Source organism: Acidaminobacter sp. JC074, from assembly GCF_022496765.1.
In the GTDB taxonomy this organism is placed as follows: domain Bacteria; phylum Bacillota; class Clostridia; order Peptostreptococcales; family Acidaminobacteraceae; genus JABXKX01.
The window spans coordinates 230,568-246,098 of sequence record NZ_VANV01000002.1; the positions used below are offsets into that span (position 1 = coordinate 230,568).

The 15,531-nt window shown below is 35.4% G+C and carries 14 protein-coding genes; 8 read left to right on the forward strand and 6 right to left on the reverse strand.

Annotated features, from left to right (window positions below; genetic code table 11):
• Nucleotides 1-117 precede the first annotated feature (117 nt).
• From EZV73_RS02990 to EZV73_RS03000, 3 genes are read left to right on the forward strand one after another with little or no spacing between them, the layout of a single operon-like run.
• A complete protein-coding gene (locus EZV73_RS02990) occupies nt 118-921 on the forward strand; it encodes a TIGR00266 family protein (protein WP_240838168.1) in 804 nt (267 codons plus the stop codon).
• Nucleotides 922-930: 9 nt separating this feature from the next.
• Nucleotides 931-2,349, forward strand: a complete 1,419-nt coding sequence (locus tag EZV73_RS02995; protein WP_240838169.1) for a hypothetical protein — start codon at nt 931-933, stop codon at nt 2,347-2,349.
• Nucleotides 2,350-2,357: 8 nt separating this feature from the next.
• A complete protein-coding gene (locus EZV73_RS03000; RefSeq protein ID WP_240838171.1) occupies nt 2,358-4,703 on the forward strand; it encodes an S-layer homology domain-containing protein in 2,346 nt (781 codons plus the stop codon).
• A gap of 21 nt (nt 4,704-4,724) precedes the next feature.
• Here EZV73_RS03000 and EZV73_RS03005 read toward each other — a convergent pair whose 3' ends face one another.
• Nucleotides 4,725-6,041: an alpha-glucosidase/alpha-galactosidase gene (locus EZV73_RS03005; protein ID WP_240838173.1), complete on the reverse strand. Its 1,317-nt coding sequence runs from the start codon at nt 6,039-6,041 to the stop codon at nt 4,725-4,727.
• A gap of 108 nt (nt 6,042-6,149) precedes the next feature.
• Here EZV73_RS03005 and EZV73_RS03010 point away from each other — a divergent pair, with 108 nt between their 5' ends.
• From EZV73_RS03010 to EZV73_RS03020, 3 genes are all read left to right on the forward strand, one after another.
• Nucleotides 6,150-6,965, forward strand: coding sequence for an AraC family transcriptional regulator (locus EZV73_RS03010; RefSeq protein WP_240838175.1), 816 nt, complete (start codon nt 6,150-6,152; stop codon nt 6,963-6,965).
• Nucleotides 6,966-7,029: 64 nt separating this feature from the next.
• Nucleotides 7,030-7,716: an HD domain-containing protein gene (locus EZV73_RS03015; protein ID WP_240838177.1), complete on the forward strand. Its 687-nt coding sequence runs from the start codon at nt 7,030-7,032 to the stop codon at nt 7,714-7,716.
• 31 nt (nt 7,717-7,747) lie between these two features.
• Nucleotides 7,748-8,425 carry a cyclic nucleotide-binding domain-containing protein gene (locus tag EZV73_RS03020; RefSeq protein ID WP_240838179.1) on the forward strand — a complete coding sequence of 226 codons (678 nt, stop codon included), beginning with the start codon at nt 7,748-7,750 and terminating at the stop codon, nt 8,423-8,425.
• An 11-nt stretch (nt 8,426-8,436) separates the two neighbouring features.
• On the opposite strand, the gene EZV73_RS03025 is transcribed toward EZV73_RS03020, so the two are convergent.
• Nucleotides 8,437-9,612: an adenosylhomocysteinase gene (locus EZV73_RS03025; protein WP_240838181.1), complete on the reverse strand. Its 1,176-nt coding sequence runs from the start codon at nt 9,610-9,612 to the stop codon at nt 8,437-8,439.
• Between the two features lie 84 nt (nt 9,613-9,696).
• Nucleotides 9,697-10,275 (reverse strand): trans-aconitate 2-methyltransferase, encoded by a 579-nt coding sequence (locus EZV73_RS03030; RefSeq protein ID WP_240838183.1) that lies wholly within the window; start codon nt 10,273-10,275, stop codon nt 9,697-9,699.
• Nucleotides 10,276-10,453: 178 nt separating this feature from the next.
• Between EZV73_RS03030 and EZV73_RS03035 the strand changes: the two genes are divergently transcribed.
• The gene (locus tag EZV73_RS03035; protein WP_240838185.1) at nt 10,454-11,422 is read left to right on the forward strand and encodes a hypothetical protein; all 969 of its coding nucleotides are present in this window, start codon (nt 10,454-10,456) and stop codon (nt 11,420-11,422) included.
• Nucleotides 11,423-11,432: 10 nt separating this feature from the next.
• Here the strand turns inward: EZV73_RS03035 and EZV73_RS03040 are convergent, their stop codons facing one another.
• From EZV73_RS03040 to EZV73_RS03050, 3 genes are all read right to left on the reverse strand, one after another.
• Entirely contained in the window at nt 11,433-12,359 is a 927-nt protein-coding gene (locus EZV73_RS03040) for a TDT family transporter (RefSeq protein ID WP_240838187.1), read from the reverse strand.
• A gap of 1 nt (nt 12,360) precedes the next feature.
• Nucleotides 12,361-12,837, reverse strand: a complete 477-nt coding sequence (locus EZV73_RS03045; protein ID WP_240838189.1) for a C-GCAxxG-C-C family (seleno)protein — start codon at nt 12,835-12,837, stop codon at nt 12,361-12,363.
• Nucleotides 12,838-13,006: 169 nt separating this feature from the next.
• Nucleotides 13,007-14,221, reverse strand: a complete 1,215-nt coding sequence (locus EZV73_RS03050) for an APC family permease (RefSeq protein WP_240838191.1) — start codon at nt 14,219-14,221, stop codon at nt 13,007-13,009.
• A gap of 105 nt (nt 14,222-14,326) precedes the next feature.
• On the opposite strand from EZV73_RS03050, the gene EZV73_RS03055 reads away from it, so the two are divergent.
• Nucleotides 14,327-15,181, forward strand: coding sequence for a LysR family transcriptional regulator (locus EZV73_RS03055; RefSeq protein WP_240838193.1), 855 nt, complete (start codon nt 14,327-14,329; stop codon nt 15,179-15,181).
• The last annotated feature ends 350 nt before the right edge of the window (nt 15,182-15,531 follow it).

Sequence of the window (15,531 nt, forward strand, 5' to 3'; positions counted from 1 at the left end):
CATTTTTTTTATGTAAGAAATTACATCAGTCACTGTCAAGTATGCCTGAGTTCAATTGTTATAGCCACATGCTTAACATAAGCTTAATATAGATCTTATTGATGAAAGGAGATATGTATGGGAATAGCACACGAGGTAGACTACAAACTTTATGGCGATGATATGCAGTTTGTTGAGATTGAGTTAGACGGTGGGGAAACGGTCTTAGCTGAAGCTGGTGCCATGATGTACATGGACAAGAAAATTAAAATGGAAACTATATTTGGAGACGGATCAGCAAAACAAGAAAAAGGTTTGTTTGGGAAACTTAAAAGTGCTGGAAAAAGACTGTTAACAGGTGAAGGTTTGTTTATGACAACCTTTACAAATGATATGTCGGGAAAAGCACATGTGGCTTTTGGAGCACCATATCCAGGGACTATTATTCCAGTAGATTTAGATACTATGGATGGCGCACTTATCTGCCAAAAGGACGCATTCTTATGTGCAGCCAAGGGTGTATCAGTAGGCTTGCATTTTCAGAAAAAAATGTCTGGTTTCTTTGGTGGTGAAGGTTTTATCATGCAAAAACTTGAAGGAGATGGACTGGTGTTTTTGCATGCTGGCGGAACGATTATCAAAAAGACCTTGAATCATGGTGATGCTTTAAGGATAGACACTGGTTGTCTAGTCGCCATGACTCCTGGAATAGATTTTGATGTACAGTTTGCCTCAGATATAAAGAGTGCTGTATTTGGTGGTGAAGGTATTTTCTTTGGAACACTCACAGGTCAAGGTGAAGTTTGGCTTCAGTCACTCCCGTTTTCTAGAATGGCTGACCGTGTTATGACAGCTGCAGGTTCAAGTAAAGGTGAAACTAAAAAGGCAACTGCTAATCCTTTAGAAGAGTTATCAGGATTGGCAAATTTATTCGGAGATTAAGGAGATATCATGAAAAGACTTATCTATAACTTACTTATTGTAAGTATAATTTTGCTCTTGTTATCATGCGGTAGTAATGCTGATATAGACGAAAGTTTATCTGTTAAAGAGAATCTTACGAGTAGTCAAACCACAGGTAGTGGTGATTCAGCTAATGAGTCTGAGTCAAATAGTAGTTCAAGTGCATTGAAAGAAAGAGCAAAAAAAGAAGGGGTTTCTGTAAAGGAAATGGAAAGCATGATCAAAGAACTGGCTGAAAAAACTGCAGAAACATATCAAACGACATATGAAGCTTATCTTAGTGATTTAGAAAAAGAAGGTAAAACAGCCTTTGAGGAATTTCAGACAGCTGCAGATTTCATGGGTCTCACTATCAAAGAATATCATGAAATGGAAATGTCAAAGCCTGCTCTTTCTGAAGAAGATCAAGCAACAGTTGCTGCTATGAACTCAGCAATTGCAGATGTAGATCTTGGTGGAGATATAGAAGAATATATTGAAGAACTGCAACTTTTAGACATCAAACAAGTAGAAGAAAGCATGCAGATGGAAGGCATGTTTATTGTGGAATACTTATCAGATACATCATTACAAGTCATGATGGACCATTATGATGAACTACTTAAGTTTACTGATGGTTATTCATTTATGGACTCAGGTGTTAGTGTAACTATATTTGGTACCTTTAGAGGTGGATTTGTAAATGTCATTATGTCAGAAGAAGTTAACAATGATATGATCAGGGTTGTTTATACTTTTACAGGTGATGTTGATAATTTAGAAGAAACTTCAGAAAAAACATATGAACCTGTTGATGGTAAAAGTTTTTTAGAATGGGCCTTGTTCCAAATGGAAGACATGATAGATTCAGGCGAAAACACCTCAGAAGGTATAGAATATGTGGTGTTTATGACTATGTCAGGTGAGGAATCTGTAATAGATTATTATAAGTCCATGTTAGAAGATTCAGAGAACTACTCTGAAGCAAATGTCAGTGATGAATTGGTCTTAACTGGTCTAGTAAACGGAGAAAAGGTCACAGTGAGTATTGCCAGTGATGCTGGTGTTTCATATGTCCAAGTTAATAGATACTTTGATCGTGTTCCTGAAGCAAAAAAGACAGATGTTAATTCAGAAGACTTGATGAAATGGGCTATTTATTCTTTGAAACAAGTGATCTTGGAAGACCATTGGAACGATGGTGGCTTAACATTGATTTACACATCATATGCATCTGTTGAAGATTTGGCAAGTCACTATAGAAAGGAATTTAAGAAATACGATGATTTTAAGGAGTATGGTTCATTAGATAATAATGATTTGAATTTTGAAGCAAGTATTGATGGTGTAACAATTACCGCTAGTGCCTATAAGGATTTAGATACTGGTGATACAAAATCAATGTTTACCAATAGTTCTACAAGATAGGGGGATTTATGAAAAAAATATTTGTATGGATAATGATATTGTGTATGCTTACAAGTACCTTGGTTTTTGGTGAAGGAGAAACAGATTCTATTATAAGTGCATCATATGGTAGCACCTATGTCATCAAGAACGATGGCACTTTATGGGGTTGTGGTGCTCAGTATGTTGGTAATGGAAAAGGGTACAAGGATGAACAAGTAGAATTTGTCAAAATCCTAGATGACGTAAGAAGTGTATCTGCTGGTGGTTCTTCTAGTTTTTTTGCCGTAAAAAAAGATGATACGCTATGGGGCTGGGGTGATATTTATGGTTATCCAGTTAAAGGTGAAGGATTAAGTCCTACACTTCTTTACCCAACTAAGATTAACATAGACAATGTAAAATCAGTTTCAGCGAGTCAATATTATTCATTGGTTCTAAAAAATGATAATACTCTTTGGATCATGGGGAAAATGCATACTGGTAATGGTACTTTAGATAATGCCATGGTAGAAGACGGCTATGTAAAGGTAGCTGATGATGTTATCGATATGTATGCAGGTAATAGCACAGTGTACTTTATAAAAGATGATAATACCTTATGGGGATACGGTGACAATAACTACGCAGAACTCGGTAATATGGAATCTCAAAAAGAAGATGTTTTGAAGCCTATTAAAATACTAGATGATGTACGTAGCATCCAAGCATCTACAGGTGTTGTTTTTGCAGTAAGGCTTGATAATTCCTTGTATGCATGGGGGTCTAGTGGTTTTTATACAGAAGAATTTGGTTGGGTAGAAGATGCAGGTAAACCTTATAAGGTTATGGATAATGTAAAGACTGCTACGGTTGATGGTGATAGTGCTTTTATAATAAAAACAGATGATTCTCTTTGGGCTTGGGGTTACTCTTATGAAGGCAAAAGTGTCACTAATGAACAAGTACCTTACAAAGTTGCGGAAGGCGTGAAATCAATTACACTTGGTGAGCGTCATGCAGCCGTTGTCATGAAAGATAATACCCTATGGACCATGGGTGGTGATTATAGAGGTGGTCTAGGTTATGAAGCCAATGAAACTTGGTATACACCACTAACCAAGGTGTTTGAAAACGTGCAAGATGCACCTGCATCTTGGGCTGTACAATATGTAGAAAAAGCTATTGGTGAGCAGTTGATTCCAAATGATATGCAAAACAATTATACCAAGGCTATTACAAGAGAAGAATTTTGTATTCTTGCTATTAGGATGATTGAAGTGCGTTCTGGTATGGACATTGAAGATTATCTAAAAGAAGTCGGTACTGAAGCTGCACCATCAGGCACTTTTGAAGATTGTGATACCTTTGAAGTTAGAGCTGCAAAATCTCTTAAGATTACAAAAGGTACTTCTGAAACAACCTTTGATCCAGACAGGACTCTAACACGTCAAGAAGCCGCCACTTTCCTAACAAATACAGCGCTTGCTTGTGGTAGAAGCGTTGAGTTTTCGACACCTAATTATGCGGATGTATCTTCTATAGCAGATTGGGCAAAGCCATTTACAGGTTATGTCTATGACATAGATGTTATGAGGGGTGTTGGTAACAACAACTTTGGTCCATTGATGCCATATCAGAGACAACAAGCTTTTATTACCATGTATAAAATTTGGCTGGCTATAGACTCAGTTAATACAGATAATGTTGAGGTTGAAAGTGCGAAAACAAACGATACTAATGAAATCGCAAAAAGTACTGATAAGGCTGATGCTAATGAAGTTGTAAAAAAGACTGAAGATGCTCATAATGAGTCAACAGAATCTAATACAGTAGAAGATGAAGCTTCATCAGATCAAGCGATAGAGGACATGATTTCATTTAAACCATATCCAAACGATTATTTGTTAACACTTTCAGGGAAGATGACGGATAATGGCACAACAAAAGCACTGCAATATTCTATATATCACAAGGACAGCAAGTATAGGGTAGATGAGTATATAGGCCCAAGTGTTAGTGCTTCTTATGTTTTTAAAGACACACCTCATACAACCTTGGTTAAGAAGTATACTGGTGATAAATCTGAAGAAACATATGAAGGCAACATGTTACCAATCAAGGTCCTAAATCCTGATTTATATGAAACCTATAAATCTATGGATGGCTTTGAAGTCAAACTAGAAACCATTGATGATATGGAGACCATTGCAATTAAAGTCTTGATAGCAGGACACGAAAATAAGTTTTGGTATTCTACTAAACACTTTATGCCTGTTAAATATGAAGTGAAGAAAGTTGGTACAGATGATGTCATTTCAATGTATGTAGATCTTAATTTTGATGATACATATGACCTGCCAAATGAATATTTTACATCTGAAGGGTTATTCTAAAAAAAGGCTATAAGCCTTTTTTTAATACATCTTCATATAGTCTCCATGTGCTTGAATAAGTTCATCACAGAGTTTTACAATATCGTCAAGTGAAAGTTCAGCAGCAGTATGAGGATCTAGCATGGCCGCTTGATAGATTTTCTGTCTGTCTCTTGTAAGTGCTGCTTCAATGGTTAAAAGTTGTGGATTGATATTGGTCATGTTAAGTGCTGCAAGTTGAGTCGGTAGTTTGCCTACATGACATGGGTGAATGCCGCTACCATTAACCAAACATGGTACTTCAACACACGCATCATCTGGTAAATTAGAGATAAGACCATTATTGATGACACTGGCACCAATTTGATACGGCGTGTCTGTTACGATAGATTCCATGATATGACAAGCGTATTCTTCAGATCTTTCGTGACTTACTTGACCACCTGCCATAATCTCTTTTTTCTGAGCATCCCATCTTTCTATTTGATCCACACATCTTCTTGGATATTCATCAAGGGGGATATTAAACTTATCAATAAGCTGAGGATAGTTTGATTTGATGTAATATGGATTGTATTCAGCATTATGTTCGCTTGATTCAGTACAGTAATAACCAAACTTATCTATATAGTCATATCTGACCATATCATGGTGTTTTTCTTTGTTCTTTTCAAAAGCCCGTTTTTTTATTTCAGGGTACAAATCATTGCCTTCTTTCTCCTTAATAGACAGTAACCACGCCATATGGTTGATGCCTGCAATGACTTCTTTTCTACCTTCTAATTTGTCTTCTAAGTCAAGATCTTTTAATAGGTCACGTGAACAAGTTTGAACACTGTGGCATAAACCGATGGTTTTTATCTTTGTATAACGTTGCATATAGCCTGTGAGTATAGCCATTGGGTTGGTATAGTTTAAAAGCCATGCATTCGGGCAAACCTCTTCCATATCATTGGCGAATGCTTCCATGACTGGTATGGTTCGTAAGCCTCTCATGATGCCACCAATACCTAGCGTATCTGCTATCGTTTGTTTTAATCCATATTTTTTAGGAATTTCAAAATCGATGATTGTAGCTGGATCGTATCCGCCAACCTGGATGGCATTAACAACAAAATCAGCCTCTTTTAGTGCTTCTTTACGATTGGCAATACCAATATGTTTTGTAATTCTTGCTCTTCCATTGTTGATGTTTTTATTGAGCGTTGTTAATAGGATGTAGGATTCTTCTAGTCTTGTTTCATCTATGTCGTATAATCTGATGTCACTGGTATTTAGTATGTCCGATGTAAGGACATCACCTAAAACATTTTTTGCAAATATCGTCGATCCTGCACCCATAAAAGTTATTTTAGTCATTTCATGCCTCCTTTAATATATACCTTTACATATATACTAGAATAAAATCTTTTTATACTCTATAATTGATGTTGTAAAAACATTGCATTATGTTGCTTGAGGTGGATTATGAGAACTTTTAATCAAAATTTTTATGCCGGTAAGACCTCCTTCGGCATTAACTTAGTTTTTTGTGGCAAAGAAGCATGCCTTCCTAGTCATAGGTTTGGACCGTCTAAAAGACCGCATTATTTATTCCATTACATTGTATCTGGTCGGGGCAAGTTCATGAAAAAGACGCATAGCTATGACTTAAGTGAAGGACAAGGTTTTTTAATTACACCTGGAGAAGTGACGACTTATCAGGCTGATCATGATAAACCATGGACCTATCTTTGGTTATGTTTTGATGGTACAGATGCAGAGGAAATACTGAAAGCTTGTGGCTTATCGAGAAGTCATCCTATTTTTAATGGAGGCGATCACAAGGCCATCTGTGATCTTATGCATAGAATCATAGATCATGCCATGTCATCAACTGGGTTTTCGTTTAAAAATCTTTCCCTTGCTTACGAGTTCTTTGAGCTTCTTAGACAAGAGAGTGATGAAAAAGTTACCCATGAAGTTTATGTGGATAGGGCAATAGACTTTATCAAGAGTAATTATGCCTATGATATTCAAGTAAAAGATATTACTGATGCAGTAGGCTTAGATAGAACTTACTTGTTTAGACTCTTAAAAAAAACACTTGGCGTATCTGTTCAGGAATACCTTATAGACTATAGATTAAGAATGGTCAAAGACTTATTGGTAGATGAGTCTCTATCTATCACAGAGATCGCTTTTTCATCTGGTTTTACTGATTATTCCTTGTTTTATAGGCACTTTGTTAAGGCCTATGATATGACACCCAAGGCATATAAATCAAAGATAAAAAGCTTGTAAAAGCGGTCATATGTCCGCTTTGATTTTGTACTGATGGTATATCCTAAAGTAAAAGGAGTTTTTGATGAATAATACTATCGATAAGACAATTGAGTATATAAGAGAAAAACAAACAGGAGAAGTAACTGGTCATGACTGGTTTCATACTAAAAGAGTCTATGAGATGGCTCTTGATTTAGCTGAAGATCAAGCTTGTGATCTTTTAGTCGTATCTCTTGCTTCACTTCTTCATGACATAGAAGACTGGAAGTTTAATGGAGGCGATGAAACTGCTGGTCCAAAAGCGGCGAAAGCCTTTATGGATAGTTTAGGTGTAGATCAAGACATCAGTGATCATGTCGTTCAGATCATTTATGACTTATCTTATAAGGGGACTGAAAAGAAAGCATCTATGAAGACTATAGAGGGAATGATTGTACAAGATGCGGATCGTTTGGATGCATTAGGTGCCATAGGTATAGCAAGAACTTTCGCTTTCGGTGCAACTTATGGTAATGAGATATTTAATCCTGAAATTGAACCTAGAATAGTCATTGATGCAAGCGCTTATAAAGATAAGTCTGTTAAGTCAACGACTGTGAATCATTTTTATGAGAAACTCTTTAATCTAGTTTCACTTATGAATACCGAAAAGGCTAAGGTTATTGCGAAAAAAAGACATGATTATATGTTAGATTTTATAGGTGTTTTACTTAGAGAATCAAGGGCATCTGATTCTATCCATATGGCTTTATTAGATAAATTTCTATAAGTCTGTGTTATGATAGACTTAGGTGATAAGCATGCGTAAAGTTAAATCGAAATCTTTATTAAACAAGTACATAAAAAAATACCAGCTTCAAGGTATCTTTGAAGATCATTTAAGAGGCTTGATTGAAGTTCATGAATTTGAAGTGGGAGAACTCATCATTAGAGAAGGTAATATGCAAGCCTTCTATTATTTTCTCGTTGAAGGAAAAGCCAAGGTTTGTCCATCGTCTGTAGAAGGCCAGGTGGTTCTTTTAGATTTTATGACACCTATAGACCTGATAGGTGATATTGAGTATGTGAATGAAAGAGAGAATTATCACGATGTTTTGGCTTTAAAAAGGACCGTTTTAATAGCCATACCTTTAGATTATGTAGACAAATACTTGCATGACAATGTTCATTTTCACAGGTTTGTTTCATCTGTGATGGCTAGAAAAATAATGAACACATCTCTTAAGTTTTCAAGAGCCATGATGTATCCGTTGAATGTACGCTTTGCCTCATACTTGTTGGAGCATTATGAAGATGAACTCAACCAAGTGATAACCGTTAAGTTCAAAGAAGTTGCTGATTACTTTGGTATCACTGCTCGTCATTTGAGAAGGGTAATGCTGGACTTTGAAACAAGAGGGATCTTGGAAAGAAAAGTAGGGGCCATTGTTGTTCATGATTTAGATGCCCTAAAAAAAGAAGCAAAGCTAATGCAGTAGAATCTACTGCATTATTTTAGTATAGCCATCATATCTATAGAAATCTTTTTATCTATGTCTACAGGCACTGCTTGCAGACCTTTTTTTAGTTGATTGTCTGTCTCTAGTATTCTGATGGCTGAAGCAGACTGGAGACCTAGGCCTAAATCCATTATTTCAATTGGATTGCCATCACCACAGGCTAAGTTGACTGGACTTGCATCAGCTATCAAATAACATGATTTGTCTGTAAAAGTGAGTTTCTCTATGTCTTTTTTTACCCTAGTCACAGACGCCTTTTCTTTAAGTCCTTTAACATCAATTTCAAAGCTGTAGTGACCACTGTTGGCTAAAATGACATTTGGCTTGAAATACTTTATATGGTCAGGTCTAATCACATCAAAAGAGCCTGTTACTGTTATAATAACATCTGCCTTTTTTATGACTTCTGGCAAATCATCTACATAGTATCCATCTGCTTTTGCTTTTAGTCTTATGGTTGGATTTAAATCATAGACCATGACATTGGCACCTTGTCCTTTAAACTTCTTTGCTACACCAGACCCGCAAAAGCCGTAACCGATAACAAGCACCTGCTTACCACCCAGTAAAAGACTGGTTGCCCTCATAAAGCCATCTACTACAGATTGCCCAACGCCAATGGCATTTTCAAGGAGTTGTTTGACAGGAGAATCATCAATCACTACAACAGGGTAGTCAGGTGATACTTTTTCCTTTTCAATTAGAAGTTTGCCTGAACGTGTTTCTTCGTTTGCACCAATTGGCGTCCAGTCAGGCTTTAATCTGTCATGAGCAAGTATTAAGCTTGCGCCGTTATCCAAAAATAGATCGATTTTATGATCCATAACCTGTGTAAGGTAATTTTGATGATCTTCATAAGTGTCGTTTTTCTTTCCTAGTACGGTCATTCTATCGAGTGAGGCCAAATAGGCTGCTGTATCTTCTTTGGTTGTACCTAGGCAGCCAACTAAGTAGATGTGTTTTGCACCACCTCTTAATATCCCCTCTATCCAGACTGCAGTTTTAGGTTCGATGTGCATACAGATGGCAATAATCTTACCCTTAAAAATCTGTTCATTGTCAAGATAATCGTTGATAGAATCGACTAGAGGCATCATATCTCTAAACCACTGAAGTCTTTCAATTCCTGTTTTCTCTAAACTTTGATTGTCAATAATTGATTTCATATCTTATCCTTTCTCTATTAACTAAAGTATAAAATCAAATGGCCACATCACTAGAGGACTAATGTCCGCAAAAAAAGAAAAAGCCTATGAGGCTTTATTGATGATAACGCTTATCCAGTTTTCGTTCTTATTTTCTCTAACATCGACGTTCTCGATGATCTCAAGTATATTTAATTGACTACTTTTACTTAAGAAGTCAGACAAACTTTCTCTTGTAAAACAGGTGAAATACCTGCCATCTTCATTAAAATCTTCAGTTCGGTCTTTAAAAGACATCATAAAGATACCGTCATCTTTTAAGTAAGATAAATATTTTTCTATGATCTCTAAAAGATTGTTTCTTTCTACATGTATCAGTGAAGCACAGGCCCAAATACCATTGTATCTTTCTTGAGTTTCGTAGTCTTCGAAGGTGCTGTGTACAACAGGATTTGATAAGACGGACTCACAATATTCAATCATTTTTTTAGAGCCATCTACAGAGGTAACCTTGTACTTGTAACTGAAGTAAAATGAGTCACGACCTGAACCGCATCCAAGGTCTAGAATATGTCCTGAGTTTACATAAGATTCAAATTTTTTATAAAGTGCTGTCATATCAGCTTGAACTGTATCATTGATAAATCGATTACTGTGTGTGTTGTAATATTCTATACTTTTCATAATTCTCCCTTGATTTTCAAACCTACAGTTTATAATAACATGTTTTAATTCCTTAGTCTTTAGATTATTCTAAGAATTTTATGGATTATTAAAGAAATTTCTTAAAATAAGTTTAGCTTTTATGGTTCAGGTGTAGTATGATTAAATGTAAACTTTTTTATTATAAATTGGAGGCAACATGAAAAAACAATTAGAAGAACTTATACATATTTTATTGGGTGATTTATCTGAAAGTATTTACAGTGATACAGAAAAAATTGATGCTTATGCAAATAAAATCAATGGACTACTGGACATAAGAAAGGGGTCAAAGGACCAACTTTTAACAACACATATATCGGAAACGGTTATTGCACCACTTGCCTTTTGGGGTACTGGTTCAAATGAAAAAACATCATTTGTACACATTGGTATGTCACCGCTTTACAATAAGAACATCCATCTTCAAAAACAAGAAGCAGGAGACAAATGGTCATCGTATTTTAACTACTACACGAGTGGTCATGACCTCTTAGATGATAAGAATATCATTAAGCTACTCTACGTATTAAATGAAGAACACGAGCAAGGTAAGATTACTATTGAAGACATTCAAAGAAAGCTATTACTATCTAAAGATGATTTGCTAAAACACTTTTCAGAAGATGGTCTTATGTTTGCTTATTTGATGCCATTTCATTCTCACGCATTTGATACCAATCTTAATGGCATTGAATACTTAATGGAAGAAATACCTTCATATAAGAAATACATTCAAAGATTGATGACTCATATCAAATACAATTTAACAGAGGATGGTCTTATTTTCTGTGATGGCTATTCGGAATCTAAAATCGTTAGGTCTTTATTGGAGAAAAAAGGTGGAGAAGTGACGCTTGAAAATAAGTTCTTTACCCTTATGAAGTGGGAGGCAAAAACAGCACTACTTCTAAATGATCCATTAAACTCAAGACATGGTCTTAGATCAGATATGGAGATAGATCAGGTCATTGGCAAAATTAAAGGTGATGTTCCAATTTTAGATGACTTTTGTAAGGACTTGCTAGAAAAAAGAACAGATGAAGACTATAAGAGTAGAGGTCAAAGAATCCAAGGCAAGAAACTAAAGAAGATAGCAGTAAAGCATATTAGAAAAACTGGAGAGTAATCTCCAGTTTTTATATTGCCTTCTTGAGTGTTTGTTTGGATTCATTATTTGAAAGTAAAAATACTGTGTATCTAATTAATACATAGATTACAATGGTAAATGCAATAAGGTTCATAAAAGAACTTATAATTGGTAAAAAGCTTAAACCAAAGTATTTTGTTTTGACTGTCAGTGCGATACTTGAAATGACCAGTGGAAATGTAAATGCCGAATAAGCTGGCATAAATGACAGTTTAAGAAGTTTAGGCATTTGAAATAGAGCATATATCAGCATAATGGCCGATAAGGCTGATAACAAATACACAAGCACTGGACTCTTGTTTGCAAAAGCATTCATATAACCTACCAAACACAGAGAGGCTGGTGCAGCAAATATTACTTTTGTTGGTAAAGATGGCATAGGCATCTCCTTAATGATAAGGACCCTATATGTAACGACTGGTAACAAGACTATGTAGTTGATAAGGCCAAACCAAAAAATTATTTGACCAAGTGTTTGCATTTGATAAGCTGGACTCGTAACGCTGGCGCATATGATACCGACATACATAACAAAGTACGAAGGAAATACTTTCTTTATATTAAAGTTAAAAATATACTTCTTAGTAAAGATACCCATAAAGGTAAGGTGTATTAAAATGCCCAGTCCCCATAGAAGGACCGCATACTTAGTTAATGGCTTTATGTAAACTGAAAGTAAGATCAAAGACATGGGAAATGCAGCCATGACTGAGCCTGCAACAGGATTTTCAAATGCTGTTTTTAAAGAACCCTTTACCAAGACCATCTTTAAAACGAGTAAGATACCAATTAATGCTGACACAGCGCCTAACATATATCTTAAAGTTTGGCTGTATGTCCCTATTAAATTGCCAAGTGCAGCTAGTCCTAGCATAAGACCAGCAATTGGATAGGGTAGTTTCTTTAATATATTCATTTTATACCTCGTCTGTATTCGTTATTTCTAATTCTCTTACAATTATCTTTGCAGCCGATTCAGCAATTTCTCCTGTAAAAGAAATACACTGAGCCTTGTGTTCACCAGATGCCATATCCATGCCCTTTGTTAGCACCTTACAACATAAGACTTTGTGATTTTTCTTAAAGTCGCCTTGTAATTCATTTGCCAGTTCTAACGTTTTAACGGATTTAGGATCTGCAGGTGTTGTACCTTTGGTTCTCCCAAAGAAATATCCAAGTGCCATAATACCGCCAGATACGGCCCCGCAAACACATTTGGATTTACCGATACCTACTGGGAAACCGGATGCCATGGCAATCATTTCTTCTGGCATGTCCAGTTCAAAGTTTTTTCTGATAGATGCAATAACAGCCTCTGAGCAATAATACTCCCCATTTCTAAACATTGTTTCCGCATCATTTCTGATTTGTGATACACTAACTTGATTTTTCATAATTGACCCCCTTGAAATTATATATTGTCACGAATCATACTAACACAGTATAGATAGCTTTCAAATGAAAAATTGGGTCCTATAGAATCTTTTGATAGTGGTTACTTGAAGTATCAAATTACTTGATTTTTATGAGTTGGCATATGCCTGTTATAAGTCTTGAAGCAAGTCATATCAATGACTTGCTCCTATATAAAAATAAGGCTATTAAATAGACAATCAGCATCAGAATAATGGATGTTAAAGATGAAAATATCAAGAGAATAGAAAGCCCGATGATTAAGAGGATAGATGCTCCTTTTAAGAAAACGTCTCCTGATATTTTATAGACTGATACAAGTCCGATAATGGCATTTAAGACGAAAAAGCCATTGGCAAAAGAAACAACACTTTCAATATCTATCAAATGCAACTGATTAAGTGTCAGTATAATAAGATGCATGATGATAAAGTAGTAGGTAGGTGTTGTTGGTATATTGTGTTTGTTTCTAGCCATAAGTAATTTGGGTAGATAGCCTTCCGTGGCAATAGAGGATACAAGTCTTGATAGAGCACCAACAATTAATATATAAGTAGACATACATAAACCAGTTACCAGTATGGCCAAGATACTTGGACTAAAAGTCTTAAATACCGGATAAAGTATCTGTGTCAGTGTCATGCCTTCGTTTCCTATAGAATTAAAAGAAAGTGCAATCAAAATATAAGTCAAAGTGATAACAATGATACTGATGATGGTTGCACGTTTAACAGTTGTTTTAACGTCCTTAACCTGTCCTGAATAATTACCTACAATTTCCCAACCGATAATAGCCCAAAAAAGAAGAAGGCTTGTCTTTCCAAAGCTCATAACAGTCACAGGCTCAGAATTAAAATGAATACCATTAGTCGCTATGGTAGCCACTGAACTTAACAAAAGTATCAGAGTGATACAGGTTGAGACAATGAAACTGATGGTAGACATGACCTTAAGATCTCTTAATAAGACAAAGAAAGAAACCACTATTAAAACCATAGCAATTATAGGTTGACTTATATTGGATAAAAAACCGAGTTGATTGAGGTATTCACCAGCTGTTAACATGACGGCTGTTGGTCCTACTGAAACAGCTGAGATCATCAAAAATGATGCATATAGTTTCCATTTTGGCCCCATGACTTGATCAATAGCTAATGTCATACCACCGTCTCCAGGTAATAAAATAGAGAGTTTTGAAAAGCATAAGGCAAATAATGCGCCTAAAAACATAATGAAAATCCATGCAATTAATGACCAATCTCCAAGCATTTTGTAGGCAATAGGTGGTAATAAGACAATACCACTGCCTAGTATAGGTCCAATCATAAGCCCGCTTAAGAGTAATGGGCCAATCTTTTTGTTCATATCATTCTCCTTGTAATCTAACTAAATCCATCATATATTAGAATTAGGTATTTGTATAATAAATAGTTATGATGATATCCATCATAATTACTGATGGGAGAAAATATGGATATTAGAAATTACATCACATTTGTTCATGTGGTTGAAATGAAAGGCTTTACAAAGGCTGCAGAAAAGTTAAATTATGCCCAGTCTACAGTAACACTACATATTAAGGAACTTGAAGACCATTATAAGGCGAGTCTATTTGACAGATTGGGTAAAAAAATTCAGCTTACTCACTTTGGCAAACTTATCTATCCTGAGGCTAAGAAAGTCGTTTATGATTATAATAAACTCATCAACATTGATGTAAGCGGTCAGCGCCAAGTCTTAAGGATTGGTGTGTATGAGTCTTTACTTAAATACAGGTTGATGCCTATATTTAGAATGTTTAAACAGGCTAATCCTCATGTGGATATTGTAATTGCACATGGCGTTTGTAAAGATTTAAGAGACATGGTTAGAAGAGGAGACTTAGACCTTGCTTTTCAACTAGAAACCCTTCAAAGTTTTAAAGACTTGACGGCTCATAAACTATGCCCTGAAAGCCTTTCTCTAATCATGCCTGTCGGTCAGGCTGTCAATGAACTCTACAATGGACATCAGACCATATATTTAACAGAAGAAGGGTGTTCATACAGAAAGCTGTTTGAAACTTATTTAAAAGATCACCAGGTAAACTCAAGGCAAGTCATGGAAACTGGTTCTGTTGACTTGATCAAACAGTATGTATCTCTTGGTATGGGTTATTCCTTAATCCCTAAGATAGCCATAAATGATGATGATAAATTAGAAATCTATGATATTCCCTTTAAACCGACCATCTATACACAACTTGTCCATCATAAATCTAAAGAGGGCTTTCAAGCATTTGATGATTTTATTCAATTGGTAAAAAAACAAGCAGTTAAATGGTGATCTAATATTTTAGAAATATATGTATATGTCATCATCTTTGACTCTGAATCAAATGTGATGATTAAAAAAAACTACAAGAATATCAGAAGTTAAAGTATGATTAAGCTATTTAGCCGTGTAAATATGAGTGTATTGGGTATATATAGCAAAAGATGATAAATGATATAGAGCACTTCAACTTTAGATTATAAAATTTGGTTTAAATAAATAGAGAGGATGCCTTGAGATAGGTATCCTTTCTTATTCCTAAATCTTAATTTTAGTTTTTTGTATATATATGTGAAACAAATCTTGCATATAGTGATATAATATCTTCAGAAGTTGAGTAATTAAGAGAAAAATGGGCATAA

Coding starts and splice junctions, on each gene's coding strand:
- EZV73_RS02990 (WP_240838168.1), top strand. CDS start 118: ATGGGAATAGCACACGAGGTAGACTACAAACTTTATGGCGATGATATG.
- EZV73_RS02995 (WP_240838169.1), top strand. CDS start 931: ATGAAAAGACTTATCTATAACTTACTTATTGTAAGTATAATTTTGCTC.
- EZV73_RS03000 (WP_240838171.1), top strand. CDS start 2,358: ATGAAAAAAATATTTGTATGGATAATGATATTGTGTATGCTTACAAGT.
- EZV73_RS03005 (WP_240838173.1), bottom strand. CDS start 6,041: ATGACTAAAATAACTTTTATGGGTGCAGGATCGACGATATTTGCAAAA.
- EZV73_RS03010 (WP_240838175.1), top strand. CDS start 6,150: ATGAGAACTTTTAATCAAAATTTTTATGCCGGTAAGACCTCCTTCGGC.
- EZV73_RS03015 (WP_240838177.1), top strand. CDS start 7,030: ATGAATAATACTATCGATAAGACAATTGAGTATATAAGAGAAAAACAA.
- EZV73_RS03020 (WP_240838179.1), top strand. CDS start 7,748: ATGCGTAAAGTTAAATCGAAATCTTTATTAAACAAGTACATAAAAAAA.
- EZV73_RS03025 (WP_240838181.1), bottom strand. CDS start 9,612: ATGAAATCAATTATTGACAATCAAAGTTTAGAGAAAACAGGAATTGAA.
- EZV73_RS03030 (WP_240838183.1), bottom strand. CDS start 10,275: ATGAAAAGTATAGAATATTACAACACACACAGTAATCGATTTATCAAT.
- EZV73_RS03035 (WP_240838185.1), top strand. CDS start 10,454: ATGAAAAAACAATTAGAAGAACTTATACATATTTTATTGGGTGATTTA.
- EZV73_RS03040 (WP_240838187.1), bottom strand. CDS start 12,359: ATGAATATATTAAAGAAACTACCCTATCCAATTGCTGGTCTTATGCTA.
- EZV73_RS03045 (WP_240838189.1), bottom strand. CDS start 12,837: ATGAAAAATCAAGTTAGTGTATCACAAATCAGAAATGATGCGGAAACA.
- EZV73_RS03050 (WP_240838191.1), bottom strand. CDS start 14,221: ATGAACAAAAAGATTGGCCCATTACTCTTAAGCGGGCTTATGATTGGA.
- EZV73_RS03055 (WP_240838193.1), top strand. CDS start 14,327: ATGGATATTAGAAATTACATCACATTTGTTCATGTGGTTGAAATGAAA.